We start from the raw sequence: 26,456 nt of genomic DNA, 5'->3' as shown, positions 1-26,456 counted from the left end.
TGTCTTATGCTAACGAAATACGATGCAGAAAAAATCCTCGCTCGTGTAGATAACCTTCCACTTTATCTTCACGCCTATGCATACCATTTTAATATGCGCCTTGAACGGATATTACCTGGTGACTTATTAGATATTGCGCATGAGAATCATCTGCGAGGCGTGAAAATTCATGTTCTCGATGGTGAAACGCGTTCTCTCGGTAATATGAATGATACTGAACTTGCCGGGTTTGCGGAAAAAGCAAAACAATTACAGCTTGATGTGCATATAGAAACCAGCGCCTCGGATCAACAGGCTATCGACCATGCTACCCGCATCGCATTAAAAACAGGCGCGACCTCTGTTCGTTTTTATCCTCGTTATGAAGGTCATTTGCAGGACGTCATGCCAAAAATTAATCTTGATATTCAGTATATTAAAGAACGTTATCAGGACAGCGGTCTGACGTTTACGCTCGAACAACATGAAGATTTGAAAAGCCATGAGCTGGTGGCGCTGGTTGAACAAAGCGAGATGCCTTCTCTTTCTCTGCTGTTTGATTTTGCCAATATGATTAACGCCAACGAGCATCCGCTGACTGCCCTCGAGACGATGTCACCTTTTATTACTCAGGTGCATATTAAAGATGCCTTGATTATCAACGAGGATAATGGCCTCGGACATCAGGCCTGCAGCTCCGGGCAAGGAGATATGCCGTTCAAAGATCTGCTGACCAGGCTGATTTGTCTGGGTGATGAGCAGCCTCAGGTGATGGCTTATGGCCTGGAAGAAGAGGTGGACTACTATGCCCCGGCATTCCGTTTTGCTGATGAAGGCGACAACCCGTGGATCCCATGGCGCGAAATGAGTGAAACCCCTTTACCTGACGCCGCTCTGCTGGAAGCACGCTTAGTAAAAGAGAAAGCGGATGCTATTCGGCAGTTAGATTTTGTCCGAACCACTCTCCAGCAAATAAAAAGTGAGGCCAGCCACCTTATTAGCTAACTATTTCAGTATTTTATTTTAATTTTTGCACAATGCCACCCACCAGGTGTGGTCAGCTTCTATTTCCTATAAAACTAAATAATTTTAAAAATTATTAAGGGATCATATGCTCACAAAAAAGAAATGGGCGCTCTTTAGTTTATTAACACTTTGTGGTGGGACGATTTATAAACTGCCATCACTAAAGGATGCGTTCTATATACCGATGCAGGAATATTTCCATTTGACCAATGGTCAAATCGGGAATGCCATGTCCGTGAACTCTTTTGTCACTACTATTGGTTTCTTTCTTTCCATTTATTTTGCTGATAAGTTGCCGCGTAAGTACACCATGTCTTTTTCGCTTATTGCCACCGGCCTGTTAGGTATCTACCTGACAACCATGCCTGGGTACTGGGGCATACTTTTTGTCTGGGCGCTGTTTGGTGTCACCTGCGACATGATGAACTGGCCGGTGCTATTAAAATCCGTCAGCCGCCTGGGGAATAGTGAACAACAGGGGCGGTTATTTGGTTTCTTTGAAACCGGGCGCGGCATTGTCGATACCATCGTCGCGTTCTCTGCGTTGGCGGTTTTTGCCTGGTTCGGCAGCGGCCTGTTAGGCTTTAAAGCGGGGATCTGGTTTTATTCCATCATCGTCATCAGCGTCGGGGTGATTATCTTCTTCGTGCTGAATCAGGACGACGACGAAGTCAACGTCGCAGCCGTTGACAGTGAGCTGTCAGATAAGAAAAACACCAGCATCTCTTCCGTACTGAAAGACAAAACCATCTGGCTGATTGCCTTTAACGTTTTTTTTGTTTACGCCGTCTACTGCGGGCTGACATTCTTTATTCCGTTCCTGAAAAACATCTACCTTCTGCCGGTGGCGCTGGTCGGGGCTTACGGCATTATTAACCAGTATTGCCTGAAGATGATCGGTGGCCCGGTTGGCGGGATGATCTCCGATAAGATACTGAAGTCGCCAAGTAAATACCTGTGCTACACCTTCTTTATCAGCGCAGCTGCGCTGGTGGTCTTGATTCTGCTTCCTCATGAAAGCATGCCGGTGTATCTGGGTATGGCCTGTACCTTAGGTTTTGGGGCCATCGTCTTTACCCAGCGCGCAGTCTTCTTTGCGCCAATTGGTGAAGCGAAGATCGCGGAAAGCCAGACCGGTGCCGCCATGGCGTTGGGCAGTTTTATCGGTTATGCCCCTGCCATGTTCTGCTTCAGCCTGTACGGCTATATCCTCGACCTCAACCCAGGGATCCTCGGGTATAAAATTGTCTTCGGTATTATGGCTTGTTTCGCCTTCTGCGGCGCCGTAGTCTCGGTGTTACTGGTGAAACGCATTAGCCAAAGAAAACGTGCGTTAGAGGCGGCAGAGGCATAACGCCCAGCCCGTCAACACTCCCTGGAGCTATCAGGCCGCGAGACTCTGCGGCCTGATAGCTCTCCTGATATTCCCCCCATAGTCAAACCTCTCCTTTCCCGCTACAGTTAAACATCCAGGGTGCGGAAGGAGACAAAAATGCTCTATATCTTTGATTTAGGTAATGTGATTGTCGACATCGATTTCAACCGGGTGCTTGGGACATGGAGTGATTTGAGCCGCATACCGCTGGCGACGCTCAAGCAACATTTCACCATGGGCGAGGCGTTTCACCAGCACGAGCGTGGCGAAATCAGCGATGAGGCCTTTGCCGAAGCGATGTGCCATGAAATGAATATGCCGCTGAGCTACGAACAGTTCTCCCACGGCTGGCAGGCCGTATTTGTCGCCCTGCGCCCGGAAGTTATTGCCATCATGCAAAAACTGCGTGAGCAGGGACACCGCGTGGTGGTGCTGTCAAATACCAACCGCCTGCATACCACGTTCTGGCCGGATGAATACCCGCAGATACGCGCCGCCGCCGATCATATCTATCTTTCCCAGGAGATGGGGATGCGCAAACCCGAGGTGCGGATCTACCAAAGCGTTCTGCAATCAGAGGGTTTTTCTGCGCAAGATGCGGTCTTTTTTGATGATAACGCCGATAATATAGCTGGGGCTGATCAGTTGGGGATAACCAGTATTTTGGTGACCGGAAAGGAGACTATCCCCGCTTACTTTGCGAAATAACTATGTTCAAAATCGTTCATCAAAAAGCAAAGCATCGTACCCGGCCTTTTGTGGCCTGGATAAAGCTGCTCTGGCGGCGTATTGATGAAGACAATATGACGACACTGGCGGGAAACCTCGCCTATGTGTCGTTACTCTCTCTGGTGCCGCTGATTGCCGTCGTCTTCGCGTTGTTCTCGGCATTTCCCATGTTTTCCGAGGTGAGCGGGCAGATCCGCCACTTTATCTTCTCGAATTTTATCCCGGCGACGGGGGATGTCATCCAGGGCTATATCGAGCAGTTTGTCGCAAACTCCAGCCGGATGACGGCGGTCGGGGCTTTCGGGCTGATTGTCACCTCGCTATTGCTGATGTACTCGATCGATAGCGCGCTGAATACTATCTGGCGCAGCGCCCGTACCCGGCCAAAGATTTACTCTTTTGCGGTTTACTGGATGATCCTGACCCTGGGGCCGCTGCTGGCAGGGGCGAGCCTGGCGATCAGCTCTTATCTGCTGTCTCTACGCTGGGCGAGCGACCTGAACAGCGTGATTGATGATGTGCTGCGGATCTTCCCGTTGATTTTATCGTGGGCGGCGTTCTGGCTGCTCTACAGCATTGTCCCAACGACCCGGGTTCGCACCCGCGATGCGCTGGTGGGATCGCTGGTGGCAGCGCTCTTGTTTGAGGCGGGTAAAAAAGCCTTCGCCCTATATATCACGGCGTTTCCGTCGTACCAGCTGATTTATGGCGTGATAGCGGTGGTGCCGATTTTGTTTGTCTGGGTGTACTGGACGTGGTGTATCGTCTTGCTTGGGGCAGAAATTACTGTCACTCTCGAGGAATACCGCAAACTTAAAAAAGAAGAAACAGAATAACGATGATTGCATTAATTCAGCGCGTGACCCGTGCAAGCGTAACCGTGGAGGGTGAAGTGACGGGTGAAATCGGCCCGGGGCTTCTGGTGTTGTTGGGCGTCGAGAAAGACGATGATGAGCAGAAAGCGAACCGCTTGTGCGAGCGCGTGCTGGGCTATCGTATTTTCAGCGATGCTGACGGGAAAATGAACCTCAATGTTCAACAGTCCGGCGGCAGCGTACTGGTGGTGTCGCAGTTCACGCTGGCAGCAGATACCGAGCGCGGCATGCGTCCAGGCTTTTCAAGAGGTGCCGCCCCTGACAGAGCGGAAGCGTTATATGACTATTTTGTCGCACGCTGCCGCCAGCAGGAGATGAACACGCAGACCGGGAGATTCGCTGCGGATATGCAGGTCTCTTTGGTTAATGATGGTCCTGTGACCTTCTGGTTGCAGGTATGAGCCAGCTTCCAGGCCGGTTGCGGGTAACAAAAGAGAGTACAGCTATGTATCACCTTCGTGTACCGCAAACAGAAGAAGAACTCGAGAGCTACTATCAGTTCCGCTGGGAGATGCTGCGCAAGCCGCTGCATCAGCCCAAAGGGTCGGAACGCGACGCCTGGGATGCGATGGCGCATCACCAGATGGTGGTAGATGAAGAAGGGCGTCTGGTTGCCGTCGGACGGCTGTATATCAACGCGGAGAACGAAGCCTCTATTCGCTTTATGGCCGTACACCCGTCGGTGCAGGATAAAGGGCTGGGGACGCTGATGGCGATGACCCTCGAGTCCGTAGCCCGTCAGGAAGGGGTCAAGCGCGTAACCTGTAGCGCGCGTGAAGACGCCATGGACTTCTTTGCCAAGCTCGGTTTTGTCAACGAGGGCGAGATCACCACGCCAACCACCACGCCAATTCGCCACTTCCTGATGATTAAGCCGATCGCCTCGCTGGATGACATTCTGCACCGCGGAGACTGGTGCGGGCAGCTGCAGCAGGCCTGGTATCAGCATATCCCGCTCAGCGAAAAAATGGGCGTGCGTATTCAGCAGTACACCGGGAAAAAGTTTATTACCACCATGCCCGAAGCTGGCAACCAGAATCCGCACCATACCCTGTTTGCCGGCAGCCTGTTTTCCCTGGCGACCTTAACCGGCTGGGGGCTTATCTGGTTAATGCTGCGTGAGCGCCACCTGGGCGGCACGATTATTCTCGCCGACGCGCATATTCGCTATAGCCAGCCGATCAGCGGTCGCCCGAGCGCCGTGGCTGATCTGGGCTCGTTAAGCGGCGATCTCGATCGTCTGGCCCGCGGGCGCAAAGCGCGCGTTCAGCTTCAGGTTGAGCTGTTTGGCGGCGAGAGCCTGGGCGCGATTTTTGAAGGCATTTACATTGTTCTGCCCGCGAAGCCCTTTGGTTCGTATGAAGAGGGCGGGAACGAAGAAGAGTAATTCCCACCGCACCCATCACATTGACTGGCCAGGCGAACGGATTCGCCAGGCGATATCTCCAATAGCACCGCGCGCTGCCTGGCTTATCCCTGCAAGCTGAAAGAAACCGTGAATCACCCCGAGGTAGCGCTGGCAGGTGCAGGCAACCTGCTGCTCGCTCAGACGCTGATACAGCGCTTCGCCTTCATCACGCAGCGGGTCGTATTCGGCGGTCACAATATGCACCGGCGGCAGGCCGCAGAAGTCGTCGCGCCACAGCGGGCTGGCCTCCGGGTGCGTTAACGGTGTGGACGCCAGATACATTTCGTAGCCGCTCAGTAGCGTATCTCCGGTGATGATGTAATCGCTGCCGTTGCTGATGTAGCTTGGGGAACTGGCGCTGGCATCCAGCATGGGGTAAATCAGAATGAGCTGTGCCGGTTGCCAGTCTTGCGCGGCTTTCAGCCGTAGCGCGGTCACCAGCGCCAGATGGCCGCCAGCGCTGTCACCGGCAAGGGTGATTTGCGCGGTATTGACCCCGAGTTGCCCGGCATGACGCTGGATAATCTGTGCGCCTTTGTATGCATCATCGTGTGCGGCGGGAAACGTGTGTTCGGGCGCCAGTCGGTATGCCACGGCGATGACCCGACAGTCGCTGGCATACGCCAGCTGCCGGAGCTGCTTATCATGGGTGGCGAAACCGCCGCTGATAAAGCAGCCGCCGTGATAGTAGATCACGGTAGGTAGCGTGCCGACGGCATTGTGCGGCGAGACCACGCGAAAGGTCATGCCTTCCAGCGTGATATCTTCTACCTGCACGCGGGTTTCCGTCTCGCCGGCCAGTACCGTGCTGGCGATATAGCCGTTTCTCCGGTCATCAATATGTTGCTCTCGCGAAGCGGGGCGACCTGCGTCGATAAAGGCCTGAACCTGCTCGGCAATACCTTTTTCCAGCGCCATTTTTTATTCCTTTAAACTGTATGGGTATACAGTGTTATAGCCTGATTTGCGGCAAAAGAAAATGGTGTTTCTGGTGGCGGGAAGATTATGGAAAGCGGCTCGCAAAAGCGAAACTCAAGCCTGATGCGGGGAAAAGAGATGTGGTCAAATGGGTGTGTCGGGCAGCGTGTGCCGCCCGACGTGAGAGCTGATTTACTCCCCTTCACCCGGGAACATGAACGGGTTGATTGAGCTTCTGGCAAAGCCTTCCTGCTCCATGCGGGCGTCCAGCACCAGCGATGCGAGATCGTCGGCGACGGGGTCGACGTTCGGATCTTTTTCCTGATAGAGAATCTTCAGGTAGGTTCCGCAGTCGCCGCAGCTCTCGGCCTTAATGGCTGCCTGTTCATTATCGAGAGACCAGTAGTGTAAATCCCGGCTCTGTTCGCAGTTGCTGCACTTGATGCGCACCACGTGCCATTCGGTTTCGCACAGGTTGCAGTGCAGATAGCGTAACCCTTGGGTGGTACCAATCTGCACCATGCTGGATACCGGCATGGAGCCGCATACCGGGCAGAACTGGCGCTGCTCACCGTATTCGGCGCGCGCTTTGCCAGGAATTAGGCTGGCCATCTGCGCCCAGTAGAGCGACAGCGCGGCCCAGATAAACGGAGCTTTATCGCTGCTGACAGAAGCAAAGTCTGAGGCAAACAGAGCGCTCGCCATCAGCTCCAGCTCCTGCTCAGATGCTTTCTCCAGGTTTTCGATGACCGCCAGCGCCGGACCGCTCATCTCTGGTTTCAGCTCGGCAATCAGCGAATGCAGCAGCTTGTGCCAGTGCTTATCGCGCGGCAGCACGTGAATATCCAGCGGCGGTTTGCCCTGCTCGTTTGCCTCTTTGAGGCGGGCGGCCAGGTCCATCTGTAACGGATGGTCGTAGAGCACCACTTCCTGGGCGTGAGCAATCAGCGCAGCAAAACGCAGGTAATCACCCAGCGGATTGTTCTTCGCCAGTTCGCGCAAACGTTCAGCGCGGCGGTTATAAAGATTTTTCAGTCTGGGGAACAGTAACGGCGGAATGTACTCCGCCGTATGTTTCTCGCTCGAACCCAGCTCATCTTGCGGGATTATGCGAATACTCATTCAGTCTTGTTTTCCTGTTTCTGGCGAACTTCCCGGTACCAGCGTGGGTGATGTTTCTTCGCCCACGTTTTGGTAACCCAGCCTTCCACCATCGCGGTTATGGTGCCTTTCACCCACAGGGCGGCGTAGATATGCACCATGATAACCACAATTAATGCAACTGCGGCAAATGAATGCAGCATGAGCGCCAATCGGATTACCGGAATTGAGAACGCAGGTGCAAAGTAAGGGCGCCAGATGATCACACCGCTTATCAGCAACAGTACCAGGAAAATAATCGCCGCCCAGAATACGCATTTCTGGCCGAAGTTATAGCGCCCGGTGTCACCTACTTCCTCGTTGACGACGATCTTACGAATATTCTTCGCCCAAAAGATATCATCCCGATTGATTAGATTATGGTGCCAGTAGCGGAAAAACATGATGATGAATGAAGCAAACATAATCACGCCGACAAACGGGTGCAGGATGCGCGCCAGCTGCGGTGTGCCCATGATCTGCATCAGCCAGTTGAAGGACGGGAAAAAGAACCCCAGCCCGCTTATCGCCGCCAGCATGAAGCAGAAGGCGGTGACCCAATGGTTGATACGTTCCGGCGCCGTGTAGCGCACGATGGTGTCACGTCTTTTCATTTGCGCACCTCGTCATTCTCTTCATGCAGATTGTCTTCTTCCTCGTCTGCGCGGTTCGGACCGACACCCACATAGTGGAAGATACTAGCTGCGAAGGTCGCGGCAAAACCGACCGCCGCGAGCGGTTTCCAGATGCCTTTCCAGAATTTCACGGTGGCGCTGATTTCCGGATTTTCCGGCAGGCCGTGATAGAGATTCGGCTTGTCGGCATGGTGCAGTACATACATTACGTGCGTCCCGCCAACGCCGGCAGGATCGTACAGGCCGGCATTGTCATAACCACGGGTTTTCAGCTCTGCAACGCGTTCGCCTGCCAGCACTTTCATATCCTCTTTGGAGCCAAAGTGGATAGCGCCCGTCGGACAGGTTTTCACGCAGGCCGGTTCCTGGCCTACAGTGACGCGGTCTACGCACAGCGTACATTTGTAGACGCGGTTATCTTCCGGGTTGAGACGCGGCACGTCGAACGGACAGCCGGCGATGCAGTAGCCGCAGCCGATGCACTGCTCAGACTGGAAGTCGACGATGCCGTTGGCATACTGAATGATAGCCCCTTCTGCCGGGCACGCCTTCAGGCAGCCCGGATCGGCGCAGTGCATGCAGCCATCCTTACGGATGAGCCACTCCAGCTTGTCGTTTTGCTCCACTTCCGAGAAGCGCATCACCGTCCAGGATTTGGCGGTCAGATCGGCGGGGTTGTCGTACACCCCGACGTTATGACCCACTTCGTCACGGAGATCGTTCCACTCGGAACAGGCCACCTGACAGGCTTTACAGCCGATGCAGGTGGTGACGTCGATAAGCTTCGCCACCTCTTCCTGATGGTCCCGCGCACGAGGCGCGGGGGTGAAGCCGTTAGTCGCGGAGCGACGGATAATGTCCTGAGATTGATAAGCCATAGGTCGTCTCCGTTACACCTTTTCCACGTTAACGAGGAACGCTTTGAACTCCGGCGTCTGCGTATTCGCATCGCCGACGAACGGCGTCAGGGTGTTTGCGATAAACCCTTTCTTCGCCACGCCTTCGTAGCCCCAGTGAATCGGAATACCGATGGTATCGATATCTTTACCGTCGGCTTTCAGCGTGCGAATACGCTTGGTCACCACCGCCTTGGCTTTGATATAGCCGCGGTTGGAGGAGACCTTAACGGTATCGCCGTGGGCGATGCCGAGTTTATTCGCCAGCTTCTCGCCGATTTCGACAAACTGTTCCGGCTGTGCGATAGCGTTAAGCAGCGCATGCTTGGTCCAGTAGTGGAAGTGCTCAGTCAGACGGTAAGTGGTGCCGACGTACGGGAATTTCTCCGCTTTGCCCATCTGCTCAAGGTCGCCTTTAAAGACGCGAGCGGCCGGGTTGGAGATCACGTTCGGGTGCAGTGGGTTAGTACCCAGCGGCGTTTCAAACGGTTCGTAGTGTTCCGGGAACGGCCCTTCCGCCATCTTATCGATAGCGAACAAACGTCCCATCCCTTCAGGCTGCATGATAAACGGCCCGACATCGCTGCCAGGTGCGGCGGCACTGTAGTCTGGGATGTCCATTCCGCTCCACTTCGTGCCATCCCATTTCAGGATCTGACGCTTCGGATCCCACGGGTTGCCCTGCGGGTCCGCAGAGGCGCGGTTGTACAGGATGCGGCGGTTGAGCGGCCATGCCCATGCCCAGCCCAGGGTATTACCCAGGCCTGATGGGTCGGCGTTATCACGGCGCGCCATCTGGTTGCCATCCGGCGTCCAGCTTCCGGCGAAGATCCAGCAGCCGCTGGAGGTGGTGCCGTCATCGCGCAACTGGGCGAACGAGCTCAGCTGCTGGCCTTTTTTGACGATAACCGCCCCGGTCGCCGGATCGGTAATGTCCGCCAGCGCTTTGCCGTTGCTTTCCATCGCCACTTCTTCGGACGCGGGTTCATGCGGCGTGGAATAGTTCCACGTCATGTTCAGCACCGGCTCAGGCGTTGGGCCGCCTTCCTCGGCATACATCTTACGCAGGCGTAAGAAGATACCGGCGAGGATCTCACCGTCGGTGACCGCAATCCCGGGGGCATCGGCGCCTTTCCAGTGCCACTGCAGCCAGCGGCCGGAGTTAACGATCGAACCGTTTTCTTCGGCGAAGCAGGTGGAAGGCAGACGGAACACCTCGGTCTGGATTTTCGACGGATCAACATCGTTTGACTCACCGTGGTTTTGCCAGAAGGTGGACGTTTCGGTGTTGAGCGGGTCGATGGTCACCAGGAACTTCAGTTTCGACAGCGAAGCGACAACTTTGTTTTTGTTCGGGAACGAGGCCACCGGGTTAAAGCCCTGGCAAATATAGCCGTTGACCTTGCCCTGGTTCATCATCTCGAAGTACTGCAGTACATCGTAGCCTTTATCCCACTTCGGCAGCCAGTCGAAGCCCCAGCTGTTTTCCGCCGTGGCTTTATCACCAAAGAAAGCCTTCATCATTGAGACGAAGAATTTCGGGTAGTTGCCCCAGTAGTTCACCTGGCCTTGCAGCAGCGGCTTCGGCGTGTTGGCGGCGAGGTAGGTTTGCAGGTCGGCCTGTTTTTCGCTCGGCAGGGTCATATACCCCGGCAGGCTTTGCGACAGCAATCCTAAGTCGGTGAGACCCTGGATATTGGAGTGGCCACGCAGGGCGTTAACGCCGCCGCCTGCCATCCCCATATTGCCAAGCAGCAACTGGATCATCGCCATGGTACGAATGTTCTGCGCGCCGACAGAGTGCTGGGTCCAGCCGAGGGCATACAGGAACGATGCGGTTTTATCGTGAGCGCTGGTTTCCGCAATGTACTCGCAGACTTTGAGGAAGTCCGCTTTCGGCGTCCCGCAGATATTTTCGACCACGTCCGGCGTATAGCGGGAAACGTGCTGTTTTAGCAGGTTCCACACGCAGCGTGGATGCTGTAGCGTTGTATCGCGTTTAGCAAAGCCGTTTTCGTCCAGCTCGTAGTTCCAGGACGTTTTATCGTACTTGCGGGTTTCAGCGTCGTAGCCGCTAAACAGACCGTCTTCAAAGCCGTAATCCTCACGCACGATCAGGCTGGCGTTGGTATAGGCTTCGGTATATTCACGGTTAATTTTTTCGTTGTTTAGCAGGTACAGGATCACGCCTGACAGGAAAGTGATGTCAGTACCGGAACGAATCGGGGTATAGAAGTCGGCTACCGACGCGGTACGCGTAAAGCGTGGGTCGATAACAATCAGCTTCGCACCGTTGCGAATTTTGGCTTCCATCGCCCAGCGGAACCCTACCGGGTGCGCTTCAGCGGCGTTACCACCCATCACCACAATCAGGTTGGCGTTTTTAATATCCACCCAGTGGTTGGTCATCGCACCGCGACCAAATGTTGGAGCAAGACTTGCTACCGTTGGTCCGTGTCAGACGCGTGCCTGGTTGTCGACCGCGAGCATACCCAGCGCGCGGGAGAATTTTTGGGTTAAATAACCGGTTTCGTTACTGGAGGCGGAGGCGCACAGCATACCGGTGGTCAACCAGCGGTTGACGGTGGTGCCAGCGTCGTTTTTCGCCATGAAGTTGGCATCGCGGTCTTCTTTCATCAGCTTAGCGATGCGATCGAACGCCTCGTTCCAGCTGATTTGCTGCCATTTGTCGGAACCTGGGGCGCGATATTCCGGGAATTTCAGGCGACTTTCAGAGTGGATAAAGTCGACCAGACCCGCCCCTTTAGGGCAGAGCGCACCACGGTTGACCGGATGGTCAGGATCACCTTCGATATGAAAGATGGATGCTTTGGCGTTTTTCGCACCGTCGCCGAGGCTATACATCAACAGCCCGCAACCGACAGAACAGTACGTACAGGTGTTACGGGTTTCACGGGTACGCAGCAGTTTATATTGCCGGGTTTCCGCGAGCGCAATGGCTGGAGCAAAGCCCAGCGTTGCTGCCGTTGTGCCTGCCATACCGCCAGCGCAGATCTTAAAGAACTGCCTTCTGCTGACCTGCATGGTTCACTCCTTGTATCGACATTGTCACATGTAGTTATTTACTTTGCGGTCAGGGCCGCAAAGGTTCAGAATTGGGGGTGATCCCCCTTTCACTTGAAGGGGTATAGAGAGAATACCACATTGTGTGTATGCCTGTTCCAATACGGTTAAGACAAAGTGAACAAGAACCCTCACGAACAAATTGAAAATGTGACAGATGTCACAACTTATCGCCGGGTCACGCTCTGGAAACGCGAGGATTTGCAACATCCTCAGCCGGACGAGTTAGCTGAAGAAGTCCCGATCGCGCTGGTCTATAACGGCATCTCCCACGTCGTGATGATGGCGACGCCAAAGGATCTGGCGCATTTCGCCGTTGGTTTCTCTCTCTCTGAAGGGATTATAGAAGACCGGCGTGATATTTATGGGATAGATGTCGCCCAGGCCTGCAACGGGCTGGAAGTGCAAATCGAGCTGTCCAGTCGTCGCTTTATGGGGCTGAAAGCGCGTCGTCGGGCGCTTGCCGGGCGTACCGGCTGCGGCGTGTGCGGCGTGGAACAACTCAACGATATTGGCAAACCGGTGCAGCCGCTGCCGTTTACCCAGACCTTCGATCTGGCGAATCTTGACCGCGCGCTGGCGCATCTGAACGATTTCCAGCCGATCGGCCGTCTGACCGGCTGCACGCATGCTGCTGCCTGGGTACGTCCTACTGGCGAGCTGGCGGGAGGCCATGAAGATGTTGGCCGTCACGTGGCACTAGATAAGCTGCTCGGGCATCGGGTTGATGTAGAAGGCGCCTGGCGTGACGGGGCTGCGTTAGTCTCCAGCCGGGCCAGCTACGAGATGGTGCAGAAAGCCGCGATGTGCGGGGTGGAAATTCTGTTTGCGGTCTCCGCTGCGACGGCGCTGGCGGTGGAGGTCGCAGAGCGCTGCAACCTGACGCTGGTCGGCTTCTGCAAGCCGGGCAGGGCCACGGTATACACCCATCCACAGCGATTGATCGCCGGTTAAAATTAAGTCAATTTTTTTGAATGATGAGAACAAATCCTTCCGCTTTTTGTTTGGCGATGTGAGGGCTACTATTTATCACATCAAGGCACTGCGCCTTATCCAAACAACTAATTTAAAGGATTTACATCATGAACAGCATCAAAACTTTTGCAGCAGTTATCGCTATGACCGTCTCTTTTGGTTCTTTTGCCGCTGAAACCGTAACGGCGACCGCCATGACAATGGACGGTGCAGAAGCAAAAATCGCCGCACAGGCTCAGGCTGCCGGGGCATCGTCTTACAAAATTACCGAAGCCTTTACCGGTAACCGCGTGCATATGACGGCGGAACTGAATAAATAAGCCAAAAGCTATTGTCGAAAGAGCGCCTGCGGGCGCTTTTTTAGTTTATACCGGCCATTCGTAACAGCGCGGTCACCACCGCCGCAGCAATAATCACCACGATCAACGGCATCTTGCGCCAGGCGAGAAATACCGCGAAGCCCACGCCCAATACCCGTGCCGCTCCGGCAAAATGTTCACCTTCATAAAACGTCGTCGCCAGCGCCACGGAAAAGAGCAGCACCGTCGCCGCATCGGAAAGCAGGGCCTGAGATCGTTCGGAAAAGGCCAGGCGGTTGCCCAATTTCGCCCCACCTAAACGCATTAAATAGGTCCCCAGCGACAGAATCGCGATACCGGCGATAAACAGCGTCATGTTACCCATTATTTTTTCCTCGCCAGTAGCCCAAACAGAGAAAGCAGCACCGGCAAACCCACCGGGGCAAAAGGCACGGCGGCTAAGGATACCAGCGCTCCGCTGCAGGCCCGGATCAGGGTGGTGCGGTTTTTAAATGCCGGCACTACCAGCGCCAGCAAAATGGCCGGGAATACCGCATCCAGACCGATGGTTTCCGGGGATGGCAACAGTTTGCCAACCCCGGCGCCAAGTAGGGCGCCCAGAGGCCAGATAATCGCTACGCCCAGGCCACACAGCCAGTAGGCTGCCCGGCGCTGTTCCGGCGTCTTTTGTGACAAGCCGAATACCACGCTTTCATCGTTCATAATGTGACAGCCGAGAAAGCTGGCGGCGCGTTTGCCGACCAGGTCGCGAACGGTGACGCCAAAAGGAATATGGCGGGCGTTAACCAATAACCCGGCAGCAGCGGCGGCTAGCGGATTGCCGCCGCTGGCGACGATGCCGATAAACATAAACTCAGAAGCCCCCGCCAGCACGGAGACGGAGAGCACAAAAGGCACCCAAATGGGGAAGCCGTAGGCGATGGCCAGTGAGCCATAGGACATGCCCACGATACCGACCGCCAGGCAGACTAAAGTAATCGCTTTAATGGTGTCGCCTTTCAGGCTGGCAAAATGCTGTTTCATACTCTTTAGCCATATCGAACGAATTTCCATTATAATGAACGCAACACATATTCATTTCAAGTCGAACGAAACGTTCGATATAAAAAACAGTGGGGCGCTATATGACGCAGCCAATAAGCCTGATTGCCAAAAGTCTGGTGCGTGAACGTGCGCGTACCGGGTTGTCTCTCGCCGAAGTCGCGCGACGGGCCGGGATCGCTAAATCAACGCTATCGCAGCTGGAGTCGGCTAACGGCAACCCGAGTCTGGAAACCCTGTGGGCGCTCTGCGTGGCGCTCGATATCCCCTTTGCGCGCCTGCTGGAACCGCAGGTCAACACCACCCAGGTGATCCGCCGCGGTGAGGGGACAAAAGTGGTCGCTGAACAGGCAAACTATCAGGCGATCCTGCTGGCCGCCTGCCCGCCGGGTGCGCGTCGCGACATCTATCTTTTGCTGACGCAACCGGGGGCCGATCGTATTTCACATCCGCATCCGGCAGGGTCGGTGGAGCATATTATTATTACCCAGGGCCGGGCGCGGGTTGGGCTGACCGAGGCGCCGGAAGAGCTTGGGGAAGGGGATTACATCTGCTATCCAGCCGATCGCGAGCATGTTTTCCAGGCGCTGGAGCCGGATACCCAGGCGCTGCTGGTGGCGGAACAAAACTAGCGGCATATCTGGGGTAAAGCGGCGATGCTGTTGCTGGACGCCATCCCCGTATTGCGGGACACTAACCGCCTCCCCCGTGTCGACAAGGATATGTATGTCTCTGAAAGCCATTGCTAAAGAACTTGGGATCTCGGTCACCACCGTCAGCCGTGCGTTAAACGGTTATGATGACGTGTCGCAGGAGACGCGTGCCCGGGTTCAAGCCGAAGCAAAGCGCCGTGGTTATCAGCCGAATACCTTCGCGCGGCGGCTTAAAATGGGCAAAATCGACGCCGTCGGCCTGGTGTTCCCCATGAGCCCGGCGCCGCTGAATAACACCGTGTTTCACGACATGGTCGGGGAGATCAGCCACGAGCTGGCGCACTATGAGATCGATCTGCTGCTGATTGCCGACGACGAGCAGGCCGACCAGCACGGCTATATGCGCATGGCGCAAAGCCGGCGGATTGATGCGCTGATCGTGGCGCATACCCTTGACGACGACCCACGCCTGACGCAGCTGCTGGCTTCTGGTTTTCCTTTTCTGGCCCTCGGACGCAGCCGCCTGCCGCAGCCCTATGCCTGGTTTGATTTCGACAACCATGCCGGGACCTATCGCGCCGCCCGTCATTTAATAAATCAGGGCCATCAGCGCATCGCTTTTCTCGGCGAAAACAACAACCAGGCGTTTATCTCACAGCGGCGAAACGGCTATCTGGATGCGCTCCGGGAGGCCGGTCTGTCCGATCGCTGGCAGCGCCGCGTGCCGCCAACCCGACGCGGCGGTTACCAGGCCACGCTGGAGCTGCTCCGCCTGCCAGAGCCGCCAACGGCGATTATCACTGACTGCAATACCCACGGCGATGGTGCCGCCATGGCGCTCTATCAGCAGGGGCGTCTGACCGGTGACAACCGCGTGTCGCTGGTGGTGTACGATGGTTTACCGCAGGACAGCATCATTGAAACCCCGGTCGGGGCGGTGATCCAGTCTACTCGCCAGGGCGTCGGTCGCCAGATTGCCAGCATGGTGCGTCGGCTCATCGCAGGTGACGATCTCGCCTCACTCCAGGTGCTCTGGCAGCCAGAATTTATCCCCGGCGAAACCAGCTGATTTACACCTCTCCACACTAATTTCCTGAGGTCTATCACGGATCCGAAACGTTTTGGTTGTTACCCGAAACGTTTCGGATCAACAGTAAGACATACCTTGTTGTGGAGATGTCTGATGTCTGATTCGATTTTACGCCTACAAAGTTCAACGGCGGATGTGATCATTAAAACGCACCCGTTTGCCGAAATTGTCTACTGGGGGCCGCATTTACGTTACTTTTCGCCGCAGGATGCTGACAGTATTGCGCGTCCTGTTGCCAACGGTCGTCTGGACGTTGATTCACCGCTGACGTTAATGGCCGAGCTGGGCCACGGTTTGTTTGGCGCACCGGGCATTGAAGGCCACCGCCAGGGGCTCGACGCCTCACCGATTTTCACGACCACTGAAGTGATCCAGAACGGGCAGGCGCTCACCGTGATCGCTGAAGACGCTCAGGCCGGTCTGCGCCTGTGCAGCGAAATTCAGCTCGACGGCAGCGGAGTACTGAGCGTTCGTCACGGTTTAACCAACCTGCACCCGCAGCCCTGGCAGGTGGATCGTCTGGCGGTCACGCTGCCGGTCGCCGAACGCGCCCGGGAAGTACTGGCCTTTCATGGTCGCTGGACTCGCGAATTTCAGCCCCACCGTTTGACGCTTGAGCACGACAGCATCGTGCTGGAAAACCGCCGGGGCCGAACGTCGCATGAACATTTTCCGGCGCTGATTACCGGCAGCCAGGCCTTCAGCGAAATGCAGGGCGAAGTGTGGGGCGTGCATCTGGGCTGGAGCGGCAACCATCGTCTGCGGGCTGAAGCGAAAACGGACGGTCGTCGCTATCTGCAGGCCGAAGCGCTCTATCTGCCGGGCGAAATGGTGCTGGAGGAGGGGAAAACGCTCTGGACTCCGAGCCTCTATGCCAGCTATTCCTCGCAGGGGCTGAACGGCATGAGCCAGCAGTTCCACCGCTATCTGCGCGAACAGATCATTCGCTTCCCTGACAACAAACCGCGCCCGGTGCATCTCAACACCTGGGAAGGGATCTACTTTGACCACGACCCGCAATACATCATGCGCATGGCGGATGAGGCGGCGGATCTGGGCGTCGAGCGCTTCATCATCGATGACGGCTGGTTTAAGGGGCGTAACGATGACTGGGCGGCGCTGGGCGACTGGTATCTCGATGAGAAAAAGTACCCCAACGGCCTGACCCCGGTTATCGATCACGTGAAGTCGCTGGGCATGGAATTCGGCATCTGGGTCGAGCCGGAAATGATCAACCCGAACTCTGATTTGTACCGCGCACACCCGGACTGGGTGCTGGCGCTGCCAGGCTATACGCCGCTTCCCGGGCGTCATCAGCTGGTGCTGAACCTGAATATCCCAGAGGCCTTTGACTATCTCCTTGAGCGAATGAGCTGGCTGCTGGGCGAGCACGCCGTGGACTATGTGAAGTGGGATATGAACCGCGAGCTGGTGCAGCCGGGCCACAACGGCAAAGCCGCCGCCGATGCGCAAACCCGCCAGTTCTATCGCCTGCTGGATACGCTGGTCGCTCGCTTCCCGCAGATTGAATTCGAGTCCTGCTCCTCTGGCGGCGGGCGTATCGATTATGAAGTGCTTAAGCGCAGCCACCGTTTCTGGCCTTCAGACAATAACGACGCGCTGGAGCGCAATACCATCCAGCGTGGGATGAGCTATTTCTTCCCGCCGGAAGTGATGGGGTCTCATGTCGGCAACCGCCACTGCCACGCCACCTTCCGCCAGCATGATATTGCCTTCCGCGGCCTGACGGCGCTGTTTGGCCATATGGGGCTGGAGCTGGATCCGGTGGGCGTCGATGAGCACGAACGCGCGGGCTATCGCAAATATGTAGCACTGCATAAGCAGTGGCGCGACTTACTGCACCACGGTGTGCAGTGGCGGATAGATATGCCGGATGCGACCACGCTCGCCCACGGCGTGGTTAGCGAAGATAAGCACCAGGCGATTTTCCTCGTAAGCCAGCTGGCGATGCCGGATTACACCCTGATGGCACCGCTGCGGGTGGCGGGCCTGCAAGCCGACGCGCGCTATCGGGTGACGCTGCTGGACCATCCGAATATTCAGATAACAGGAGAGGGCGGCCATACCATGCGTAAGCTGCCGGAATGGATGACGACGCCGCTGACGGTAAGCGGTGAGTGGTTACAACAAGCGGGACTGGCGCTGCCCATTCTCGACCCGGAAAGCGCCATTTTAATTGGCCTGCAACGCGTGTGATGGTGACGGGCCGAGCATCGGCCCTTTTTGAGGAATACACAATGAACCCGACCGTCTGTACTCATAAAAATAACCCTAACTTCTGGATTTTCGGACTGTTCTTTTTTCTCTACTTCTTCATTATGGCCACCTGCTTTCCGTTTCTGCCGATCTGGCTGTCGGATGTCATTGGCCTGAATAAAACCGAGACCGGCATCGTCTTCTCCAGCCTGTCGCTGTTCGCTATCTGTTTTCAGCCGATCCTCGGGGTGATTTCCGACAAGCTGGGGCTGAAGAAGCATCTGATGTGGATCGTCACAGTGTTGTTGGTCCTTATTGCCCCCTTCTTCCTCTATGTCTTTGCGCCGTTGCTGAAAAGCAATATCTGGCTCGGTGCGTTGAGCGGTGGGGCCTATATCGGCTTTGTTTTCTCTGCCGGCGCCGGGGCGATGGAGGCCTATATTGAACGAGTAAGCCGCAATAGCGGGTTTGAGTACGGCAAGGCGCGTACCTTTGGTTGCCTGGGCTGGGCGCTGTGTGCGACCACGGCCGGAATGCTGTTTAGCGTGAACCCAGAGTGGGTGTTCTGGATGGGGTCGATCGCCGCGCTGCTGCTGTTGATGCTGGTGGCGATTGCCAGACCGCAGGCCAGCTCTTCCGCGCAGGTGTTGGATTCCTTAGGCGCCAACCGTCCCGCTGTGGATCTCAAAACCGCCATCAGCATGTTCCGCCAACGCAAGATGTGGATGTTTATTCTGTATGTCGTGGGCGTGGCCTGCGTGTATGACGTCTTCGATCAGCAATTTGCGACCTTCTTTAAATCTTACTTTGCCACCCCGGAAGCCGGCACTCGCGCCTTTGGTTTTGCGACCACCGCCGGAGAAATTTGCAATGCCATCATTATGTTTAGCTCTCCGTGGATCATTAACCGCATCGGTGCGAAGAATACCCTGCTGATTGCCGGGATGGTGATGGCGGTGAGGATGATCGGTTCGTCGTTCGCCACGACGGCGGCGGAGGTCGTGGTTTTGAAAATGCTGCACGCGCTGGAAGTCCCGTTCCTGCTGGTGGGGGCATTCAAATATATTACCGGGGTGTTCGATACCCGGCTGTCGGCGACCATCTATCTGGTGGGCTTTCAGTTTGCCAAACAGGTGGCGGCGATTTTTCTCTCGGCATTTGCCGGTAATATGTATGACCGGATTGGTTTCCAGGACACCTACCTGATCCTCGGGAGCATTGCGCTGGTCGTCACTATTATCTCCGCCTTTACCTTGTCAGGGAAAACGTCCGTCGACAGCGTCGGCAATAAGACGATGGCGATGTAGGCCGGGACCAGGCCTATAATCATATTGAAATTACTAATGTATTAAGACGCCAGATGCAGAACCGGAAATATTCCTGTTCTGCGGTCTGGTTCTCTTATTTCTATTGTTGTGGTGTGGTTGTTAATTGTTTTTAATGGTTTAAAAGGAGTTGTTACTATTCGTTTACCTGCGGTAACGCGTCTCGGATCTGTTGGGCGTTAATAAGTCAAAAACAATAAAGTATGGCATATATAAAAATATTCACGTGGTGGGTTTTAATTAATCCAATCATTGAAATTTTATCTCTGGGAAACATAACGATGAATAAGACAATATTAGCGGTAGCCGTTGGTTTATTATTAACGGCAAATGCCGGTATGGCAAAAACGCAGTCACAAACGCTTGAACAACGTCTGCAACAGCTCGAATCGCGGCTTGCTGCGGCGGAGAGTCGCGCCACGCAAGCCGAAAATCAGATCCAGCAGTTGAAGATTGAACAAGCACAAGAGATCCAGCAGCTTAAAACCACACAAAGCACGATGGCGGTAAAAAGCCAGACCCCAGATGTTGAAACGCAGAAAAACACCAGCGTACCTGCGCTGACCCTCAGCGGCTACGGCGATTTAAAAATCTATGGTGATGTTGAATTCAACATGGATGCCGAAAGCAAACGCGGCTTGCTGGCGATGACCAACGCCGATGTCAGCAGCGACCCGACCTCCGATCGCTGGGACCTCAATGGCCGTATTCTGCTAGGGTTTGACGGCATGCGCAAAATGGATAACGGTTATTTTGCCGGCTTCTCGGTTCAGCCTCTGGCGGATATGACCGGCTCGATGAACCTCGATGACGCCGTGTTCTTTTTTGGTCAGGAGGATGACTGGAAGGTGAAGGTCGGTCGCTTTGAAGCCTACGACATGTTCCCGCTTAACCAGGACACCTTTGTTGAGCACTCCGGCAATACCGCAAATGACCTCTACAGCGACGGCCACGGCTATATCTATATGATGAAAGAGGGTCGTGGCCGTTCCGATGCCGGCGGTAACTTCCTGCTGAGCAAGCAGATCGACAACTGGTATTTTGAGCTCAATACGCTACTGGAAGACGGCACGTCGCTGTATGACAACGGTGGCTACCACGGTCGCAATATGAAGCAGAAAAAGAACGTCGCCTATTTGCGTCCGGTGATTTCGTGGGCGAAAGACGATTTTTCTGTCGCTGCGGCGATGGAGTCGAACGTGGTAAACAATGCCTATGGTTATCAGAATGCCCAAGGGAATTTTGTCGATCAATCTGACCGTACCGGATATGGCCTGACCATGACCTGGGATGGCCTGAATAGCGACCCGGACAATGGCGTGGTGGTGAATCTGAATACTGCGTATATGGACGCCAGTAATGAAAAAGATTTTACCGCCGGGGTGAATGCGCTATGGCAGCGCTTTGAGCTGGGATATGTCTATGCGCATAATAAAATTAACGATTATGCTGGGGTAATTTGCGATAACGACTGCTGGATTAAAGATGAAGGCACTTATAATATTCATACCTTCCACGCCTCGTATCAAATCCCGAACGTGATGAATATGCAGAACTTTAATATTTATCTCGGGGCTTATTACTCTCTGCTCGATAGCAACGATAAGCTGAGCCAGAGCGATGACGACGATCGCTACGGCGCCCGCGTACGCTTTAAATACTTCTTCTGATTACCTGTCAGCATTGCCCCGCGAATATCGCGGGGCAACTCGCCACTTATTCCAGATAAAATACCGGTTTCAGCGCGGCGCTCACCGGGCTGCTATCGGCGTTGGTCGGCATAATATCGGCCATATGCTGCCACCAGCGCTGGCAGACTTCGGTGCGGGCAATATCATCCCAACGGGCTTCCGATTCCACCTCTACCGTGGCGAACAGCAGGTGGCGCGCGGGATCGAGATAGATGGCGTAGTGGTGTGCGCCGTGGGCTTTCAGCACCGCCTCCAGCTCTGGCCAGATTGGCGTATGGCGGCGCTGGTACTCCTCATGCGCGTCGGGATTGACCTGCATGACGAAGGCTTTGCGGATCATAAGGCCTCCAGATAGAGCTCGCGAACCTCATCGCGGCTGGCGCTGCGCGGGTTGCACGGTGCGCAGGGGTCGGCCAGCGCTTTATCCAGCCAGCCTTCAATATCGGCTTTACTGACGCCAAGCTGGCTGAAGCCTTGCGGGATCCCAACGCGTTTGCTCAGGGCGCGAATGGCGTCGATGGCCTCCATGCTGGCGGCTTCATCGCTCATGCCGCGAGTATCGACCCCCATGGCCTGCGCCACGCGGGCGAAGCGGGAGACGGCATGCGGGCGGTTAAAGTTTTCGATCACCGGCAACAGAATAGCGTTGCACACGCCATGCGGCAGGTTATGGGTGGCGCCGGGCTGATGGGCCAGCGCGTGGACCAGGCCAAGACCGGCGCTGTTAAACGCCATTCCCGCCAGATACTGACCAAAGGCCATCTGCTCACGGGCCTCGAGGTGATGCCCGTCGTCTACGGCTTGCGGCAGCCACAGGTTGATCAGGCGAATCGCCTCCAGGGCGTTCGCGTCGGTCAACGGGTGCGCGCCGACGCTAACGAAAGCTTCGATAGCGTGAGTCAGGGCATCCATGCCGGTGGCGGCGGTGACGGAGGCCGGGAGATCCAGCATAACGCTGGCGTCATCGACTGCAATATCGGGGATGATATTGGGGTCGATAATCACCTCTTTGACCTGGCGTTCGCTATCGATAATCACCGCATTGCTGGTCATCTCCGCTGCGGTACCGGCGGTGGTGTTGATGGCCACCAGCGGCACGCCGGCGTTTTTCACTTTGCCGACGCCGGCATAGGCGGTCGACGGGGCCGGGTTCGCGGTCAGAATTTTCACCGCTTTGGCAGTATCGATCGGACTACCGCCGCCAAAGGCGATGAGGTAGTCGCAGCCTGCCGCCAGATAGGTGGCATAGCCTTGTTGCACCAGCGCCTCGGTGGGGTTGGGAAACACTTCATCAAACAGATGATAAGACAGCTGGTGTTTATCGAGGGCGGCAAACAGGCTGTCCAGCAGGCCCAGCTTTACCAACTGACCATCGGTGACAATCAGCGCTTTTCCCCACGTTTTTTTCGCCACCAGTTCCACCATATCGCCGATGGCCCCTGCGCCGTGCAGGCTAATTTTGGGTAATGCCAACATAAAGCTCATGATTACTCTCCTTAATATCTACGGGTTATCCTTTTGGCTGCCCCTGCGTTGCATCACCCGTCGGGTAATGATGGGCAGTGAAATCACCACAATCAGCATCGCGCCGATGATGATTGACATAACGATGCCCGGCACGTTGAGCAGGCTCAGGCCGAAGGTCACCAGCCCCATCAGGAAGGCGGCGATAATCACCCCCACCATGCTGCCGGCCCCCCCAAGAATGTTGACGCCGCCGAGTACCGCCATGGTGACCACCGCCAGCTCCCAGCCCATCGCCAGGGTCGGGCGGGTGCTGCCGAGTCTTGAGGTCAGCAGTACTGCGGCCAGGCCTGCCATTAACCCGACCAGCGCAAACAGCACGAGGTTGTGGCGCTTGACGTTAATCCCGGAGAACCAGGCCCCGGTAGGGTTATTGCCGATGGCGTAAGTCCGGCGACCAAAGTTGGTTTTATGCAGCAGGAAGGTAAAGGCGACGGCGAGCAGGATAAACAACGCGAACTCGAAGGAGAGCGCGCCCCACACGTAGCCCTGGCCGAACCACGCGAAGCTTTCCGGGTACTGATTCAGAGCCTTATCGCCGAGCAGGATATAGGTCAGCCCGCGATACAGGCTCATGGTGCCGATAGTGATAACAATCGACGACAGGTTAAAGCGCGTCACCAGGATGCCGTTAAACAGGCCGCACAGCAGCCCCACGCCGAGACCCACCATGACCAGCAGCGGCGTATCCATCCCCGCCGCTGCGCAAAAGCCCATGACCGTGGAGCTCAGCGCCATCGTCGACGCCACCGAGAGGTCGATTTCCCGGGCAATAATCAGCATTGCCATCGGCAGGACGATGATCGCTTTTTCGGTAAAGTTAAATGTGGCGTCCGACAGGTTCCAGATATTAAGGAAGTAGGGAGACGCCAGCGCATTGGCAATAAACACCGCCAGCGTGACCGCCAGCAGGAATCCCTCCCAGCACAGCAGGCGGCGCAGCGGTGACGGTGCAACCGGCACGCTTTTGATCTCTTCAGATAGCATCATTTTGCTCATGATTTCACCGCCTGTTTCTGCCGGGCTAACGCTGCGTTCCGCAGGATTAACCGCCCGTGCCCTTTATTGCTGCGTTCGTTCAGGAGCACCGCAATCACAATGACCGCGCCGGAAATCGCCATTTGCCAGAACGGCGAAATACCGATCACCGGCAGCGCGTTATTGATAACCCCAAGGAATAGCGCGCCGCACAGGCAACCCAACACCCGTCCGGTTCCGCCCATGGTGCTGATACCGCCGATGACGCAGGCGGCAACCACCTGCAGCTCAAAGCCATTGGCGACATCCACGTAGGCGACGGCAAAGCGCGAAATCCACAGATAGCCGCAGAACCCGGCCAGCGCGCCGGAAAGGCAGAAGCTGACGAACTGCATTTTCCCGGCATTAATCCCGGTGTAATAGGCCGCCGTGGCGTTGCCGCCCGCGGTGTATAACGCCCGGCCGGTGCGGCTGTAGCGCAGGAAATAGCCGACCAGGCACAGCGCGGCGATGGCGCACCAGCTTAGCAACGGCAGCCCCAAAAATGAGGTCCGCGGCAGGCCGAGGAACCCGGCGCTCATCTGGTGCGAGTTGACCCAGCCGCCGTCGGAGAGCAGGAAGATAATGCCGCGATAGATGCTCATGGTCCCCAGGGTGACCACGATGGCCGGAATACCGAGTCGCCACACCAGCAGGCCGTTAATCACCCCCATCAACAGGCCCAACAAGGTCGCCAGCGCCAGCAGGGCCACGACCGGGATCCCCGGATAGTGGGCATTGAGCAGCGCGACGATCATTCCGGTGAGCGCCAGGTTGGCGGCCATCGACAGATCGATGCCTTTCGTCAGCAGCACCATCATCTGACCAAGCGCGAGGATGATCAGGATAGCGGTGTCGTTAAACATCTCCGCCAGATTGCCCGGGGAAATAAACGACGGCACCCGGCTGCCGATGGCGCCGATCATCAAAACGATCACCGCTGCCAGCAGCGCTTCGCGGTGTTTAAGCAGTTGTCGCCCCATTATGCTGCCTCCTGGCCGGTGCCGCTGGCGGCGCTGACGATGGTTTCTGCCGTCGCTTCGCCTGCGCGATATTCGGCAACCATCAACCCTTCGTGCATCACGATAATCCGGTCCGACATTCCCATCACTTCCGGTAATTCCGAAGAGACCATAATCACCGCCAGCCCCTGGCTCACCAGCTCGGACATAAACTGATGCACCGCCGCTTTGGAGCCGATATCGATGCCTTTGGTCGGCTCATCGAGAATAATCACGTCCGGATGGGTCGCCAGCCATTTGCCGATCACCACTTTCTGCTGGTTGCCGCCGGAGAGCGTCTCCACCGCCTGCCGCCAGCTAAAGGCTTTGACCTGCAGGCGCGTGGCGTATTCATCCGCCAGTCGCCATTCGCGGGCATCGTTCAGCACGCCGTTGGGGTTCAGCTTGCTGAGCTGCGGCAGGCTGATGTTCTGGGCGATGGGCAGGGCGATAATTGCCCCCTGTTTCTGCCGCTCTTCCGGTACGCAGACAATCCCGGCCTGGATGGCGTCCGCCGGCTGGCGAAAGCGCACCGTTTTGCCGTTGAGCACGATTTCTCCGGATGACGGTCGGGAGACCCCAGAGAGCGCCTGCATCAGTTCGGTACGCCCTGCGCCGACCAGGCCATAGAAGCCCAGAATCTCGCCTTTGCGCAGCGAAAAGGTAATATCGGCAAACTCGGTCGGGTGGCACAGATTTTTCACCTCAAGCACCGTTTCTCCAGGCGTGCAGTCGACCTTCGGGTAGGTCTGGGTGATAGCCCGGCCGACCATCATCGCCACCATCTGTTCTTCGGTGATCGCGTGAATATCGCCGGAGCTGACGTACACGCCGTCGCGCAGAATGGTGTAGTGATCTGCCAGTTCGAAAATTTCGTCGAACTTATGCGAGATAAACAAAATCGCTTTGCCGTCGAGCTTCAGGCGTTCAACGATTTGATAAAACTCCAGAATTTCATGCTGGGAGAGCGCCGCGGTAGGCTCGTCGAGAATCACCACCTGCGCCTCAAAAGAGAGCGCCCGGGCAATTGCCACCATATGACGCTGGGCGATGCTGAGGGTTTTCAGCGTCGCCCGCGGGTCAATCTGCACCTCAAGGCGATTGAGGATTTCACCGGCTTTACGATGCATCGCCGGCCAGTCGAGCTTCTTCAGCAGGCCGGTATGCAGATACTGGCCGACGAAAATATTTTCGGTGACCGACAGCTCGTCAAACAGCACGGTTTCCTGATGAATCGCGGTGATCCCCACCTTATGCGCCGACTCCGGGTTCGGCAGCTGAATGGGGATCGCTTTATAGAGAATGTCGCCCTCTTCGGGCTGATAAATGCCGGTCATCACTTTGACCAGCGTGGACTTGCCCGCGCCGTTTTCGCCGATTAAGGCGGTCACTTTGCCGGGCCAGAGATCGAGCTGCACGTTCTCGAGGGCACGCACACCGGGAAAAATCTTGGTGATGCCCTTAAGAGACAGCAGAGGAGTGGGTGCTGACATGATAGTTCTCCGGTTTTTCCCCTGCTGCCAGGAGAAGCAGGGGA

Annotated in this window: 25 protein-coding genes; 13 read left to right on the top strand and 12 right to left on the bottom strand. The window is 56.0% G+C overall.

The genetic code is table 11. The features are described 5' to 3' along the window. Nucleotides 1-6 precede the first annotated feature (6 nt). The 6 genes from ACMYSN_RS14545 to fabY all read left to right on the top strand — a co-directional run bounded on the left by ACMYSN_RS14545 (nt 7) and on the right by fabY (nt 5,371). On the top strand, nt 7-984 hold the full coding sequence (locus ACMYSN_RS14545; protein ID WP_462495292.1) for a sugar phosphate isomerase/epimerase family protein: 978 nt from the start codon (nt 7-9) through the stop codon (nt 982-984). Between the two features lie 106 nt (nt 985-1,090). Continuing rightward, the gene (locus tag ACMYSN_RS14540) at nt 1,091-2,359 is read left to right on the top strand and encodes an MFS transporter (RefSeq protein ID WP_462495291.1); all 1,269 of its coding nucleotides are present in this window, start codon (nt 1,091-1,093) and stop codon (nt 2,357-2,359) included. Nucleotides 2,360-2,497: 138 nt separating this feature from the next. Beyond that, nucleotides 2,498-3,088 (top strand): glucose-1-phosphatase, encoded by a 591-nt coding sequence (gene yihX, locus ACMYSN_RS14535; RefSeq protein WP_462495290.1) that lies wholly within the window; start codon nt 2,498-2,500, stop codon nt 3,086-3,088. A gap of 2 nt (nt 3,089-3,090) precedes the next feature. Further along, the gene (locus ACMYSN_RS14530) at nt 3,091-3,945 is read left to right on the top strand and encodes a virulence factor BrkB family protein (protein WP_434586963.1); all 855 of its coding nucleotides are present in this window, start codon (nt 3,091-3,093) and stop codon (nt 3,943-3,945) included. 2 nt (nt 3,946-3,947) lie between these two features. After that, nucleotides 3,948-4,385 (top strand): D-aminoacyl-tRNA deacylase, encoded by a 438-nt coding sequence (dtd, locus tag ACMYSN_RS14525; protein ID WP_123758048.1) that lies wholly within the window; start codon nt 3,948-3,950, stop codon nt 4,383-4,385. 44 nt (nt 4,386-4,429) lie between these two features. After that, nucleotides 4,430-5,371, top strand: a complete 942-nt coding sequence (gene fabY / locus ACMYSN_RS14520) for a fatty acid biosynthesis protein FabY (protein WP_154145201.1) — start codon at nt 4,430-4,432, stop codon at nt 5,369-5,371. A 15-nt stretch (nt 5,372-5,386) separates the two neighbouring features. On the opposite strand, the gene ACMYSN_RS14515 is transcribed toward fabY, so the two are convergent. The 5 genes from ACMYSN_RS14515 to fdnG all read right to left on the bottom strand — a co-directional run bounded on the left by ACMYSN_RS14515 (nt 5,387) and on the right by fdnG (nt 12,026). Further along, nucleotides 5,387-6,310 carry an alpha/beta hydrolase gene (locus tag ACMYSN_RS14515; protein WP_462495289.1) on the bottom strand — a complete coding sequence of 308 codons (924 nt, stop codon included), beginning with the start codon at nt 6,308-6,310 and terminating at the stop codon, nt 5,387-5,389. Between the two features lie 192 nt (nt 6,311-6,502). After that, nucleotides 6,503-7,432 carry a formate dehydrogenase accessory protein FdhE gene (gene fdhE, locus ACMYSN_RS14510; RefSeq protein ID WP_462495288.1) on the bottom strand — a complete coding sequence of 310 codons (930 nt, stop codon included), beginning with the start codon at nt 7,430-7,432 and terminating at the stop codon, nt 6,503-6,505. Then, the gene (gene fdoI, locus ACMYSN_RS14505; protein ID WP_123758044.1) at nt 7,429-8,064 is read right to left on the bottom strand and encodes a formate dehydrogenase cytochrome b556 subunit; all 636 of its coding nucleotides are present in this window, start codon (nt 8,062-8,064) and stop codon (nt 7,429-7,431) included. Before fdoI ends, fdhE begins: the two co-directional genes overlap by 4 nt. Continuing rightward, nucleotides 8,061-8,963 carry a formate dehydrogenase subunit beta gene (gene fdxH / locus ACMYSN_RS14500; protein WP_123758043.1) on the bottom strand — a complete coding sequence of 301 codons (903 nt, stop codon included), beginning with the start codon at nt 8,961-8,963 and terminating at the stop codon, nt 8,061-8,063. Before fdxH ends, fdoI begins: the two co-directional genes overlap by 4 nt. Before the next feature lie 12 nt (nt 8,964-8,975). After that, a complete protein-coding gene (gene fdnG, locus ACMYSN_RS14495) occupies nt 8,976-12,026 on the bottom strand; it encodes a molybdopterin-binding domain-containing protein (RefSeq protein WP_462495287.1) in 3,051 nt (1,016 codons plus the stop codon). 156 nt (nt 12,027-12,182) lie between these two features. Between fdnG and fdhD the strand changes: the two genes are divergently transcribed. Together fdhD and ACMYSN_RS14485 are read left to right on the top strand one after the other, a co-directional pair. Then, nucleotides 12,183-13,019, top strand: coding sequence for a formate dehydrogenase accessory sulfurtransferase FdhD (gene fdhD / locus ACMYSN_RS14490; RefSeq protein ID WP_462495286.1), 837 nt, complete (start codon nt 12,183-12,185; stop codon nt 13,017-13,019). A 128-nt stretch (nt 13,020-13,147) separates the two neighbouring features. Next, the gene (locus ACMYSN_RS14485) at nt 13,148-13,360 is read left to right on the top strand and encodes a YdgH/BhsA/McbA-like domain containing protein (RefSeq protein ID WP_123758039.1); all 213 of its coding nucleotides are present in this window, start codon (nt 13,148-13,150) and stop codon (nt 13,358-13,360) included. A gap of 40 nt (nt 13,361-13,400) precedes the next feature. Here ACMYSN_RS14485 and ACMYSN_RS14480 read toward each other — a convergent pair whose 3' ends face one another. After that, on the bottom strand, nt 13,401-13,724 hold the full coding sequence (locus tag ACMYSN_RS14480; RefSeq protein ID WP_123758038.1) for an AzlD domain-containing protein: 324 nt from the start codon (nt 13,722-13,724) through the stop codon (nt 13,401-13,403). Beyond that, the gene (locus ACMYSN_RS14475) at nt 13,724-14,383 is read right to left on the bottom strand and encodes an AzlC family ABC transporter permease (RefSeq protein WP_462495285.1); all 660 of its coding nucleotides are present in this window, start codon (nt 14,381-14,383) and stop codon (nt 13,724-13,726) included. The genes ACMYSN_RS14480 and ACMYSN_RS14475 overlap by 1 nt, the downstream gene beginning before the upstream one ends. 101 nt (nt 14,384-14,484) lie before the next feature. Between ACMYSN_RS14475 and ACMYSN_RS14470 the strand changes: the two genes are divergently transcribed. The 5 genes from ACMYSN_RS14470 (at nt 14,485) to ACMYSN_RS14450 (ending at nt 21,356) form a co-directional block, all read left to right on the top strand. Beyond that, complete coding sequence (locus ACMYSN_RS14470; protein WP_462495284.1) at nt 14,485-15,033, top strand: helix-turn-helix domain-containing protein; 549 nt, start codon at nt 14,485-14,487, stop codon at nt 15,031-15,033. A gap of 94 nt (nt 15,034-15,127) precedes the next feature. Continuing rightward, on the top strand, nt 15,128-16,123 hold the full coding sequence (locus tag ACMYSN_RS14465) for a helix-turn-helix transcriptional regulator (RefSeq protein WP_462495283.1): 996 nt from the start codon (nt 15,128-15,130) through the stop codon (nt 16,121-16,123). Nucleotides 16,124-16,237: 114 nt separating this feature from the next. Beyond that, nucleotides 16,238-18,361: an alpha-galactosidase gene (locus ACMYSN_RS14460; RefSeq protein ID WP_462495282.1), complete on the top strand. Its 2,124-nt coding sequence runs from the start codon at nt 16,238-16,240 to the stop codon at nt 18,359-18,361. A gap of 41 nt (nt 18,362-18,402) precedes the next feature. Further along, nucleotides 18,403-19,668, top strand: coding sequence for an MFS transporter (locus ACMYSN_RS14455; protein ID WP_462495281.1), 1,266 nt, complete (start codon nt 18,403-18,405; stop codon nt 19,666-19,668). Between the two features lie 299 nt (nt 19,669-19,967). Next, nucleotides 19,968-21,356 (top strand): carbohydrate porin, encoded by a 1,389-nt coding sequence (locus ACMYSN_RS14450; protein WP_462495280.1) that lies wholly within the window; start codon nt 19,968-19,970, stop codon nt 21,354-21,356. A gap of 46 nt (nt 21,357-21,402) precedes the next feature. Here ACMYSN_RS14450 and rhaM read toward each other — a convergent pair whose 3' ends face one another. From rhaM to ACMYSN_RS14425, 5 genes are read right to left on the bottom strand one after another with little or no spacing between them, the layout of a single operon-like run. Next, on the bottom strand, nt 21,403-21,717 hold the full coding sequence (gene rhaM, locus ACMYSN_RS14445) for an L-rhamnose mutarotase (protein ID WP_123758031.1): 315 nt from the start codon (nt 21,715-21,717) through the stop codon (nt 21,403-21,405). Next, nucleotides 21,714-22,862 carry a dehydroquinate synthase/iron-containing alcohol dehydrogenase family protein gene (fucO, locus tag ACMYSN_RS14440; RefSeq protein ID WP_462495279.1) on the bottom strand — a complete coding sequence of 383 codons (1,149 nt, stop codon included), beginning with the start codon at nt 22,860-22,862 and terminating at the stop codon, nt 21,714-21,716. Before fucO ends, rhaM begins: the two co-directional genes overlap by 4 nt. An 18-nt stretch (nt 22,863-22,880) precedes the next feature. Beyond that, nucleotides 22,881-23,900 (bottom strand): ABC transporter permease, encoded by a 1,020-nt coding sequence (locus tag ACMYSN_RS14435; RefSeq protein WP_123758029.1) that lies wholly within the window; start codon nt 23,898-23,900, stop codon nt 22,881-22,883. After that, a complete protein-coding gene (locus tag ACMYSN_RS14430; RefSeq protein ID WP_187043064.1) occupies nt 23,897-24,904 on the bottom strand; it encodes an ABC transporter permease in 1,008 nt (335 codons plus the stop codon). Before ACMYSN_RS14430 ends, ACMYSN_RS14435 begins: the two co-directional genes overlap by 4 nt. Beyond that, nucleotides 24,901-26,412 carry a sugar ABC transporter ATP-binding protein gene (locus tag ACMYSN_RS14425; protein ID WP_462495278.1) on the bottom strand — a complete coding sequence of 504 codons (1,512 nt, stop codon included), beginning with the start codon at nt 26,410-26,412 and terminating at the stop codon, nt 24,901-24,903. The genes ACMYSN_RS14430 and ACMYSN_RS14425 overlap by 4 nt, the downstream gene beginning before the upstream one ends. Between the last annotated feature and the right edge of the window lie 44 nt (nt 26,413-26,456).

The organism is Klebsiella sp. R445 (assembly GCF_051131755.1).
In the GTDB taxonomy this organism is placed as follows: domain Bacteria; phylum Pseudomonadota; class Gammaproteobacteria; order Enterobacterales; family Enterobacteriaceae; genus Klebsiella; species Klebsiella lignicola.
The sequence above is the reverse complement of the archived record's forward strand: the minus strand, read 5'-3'. Positions and strand labels throughout refer to the sequence as shown.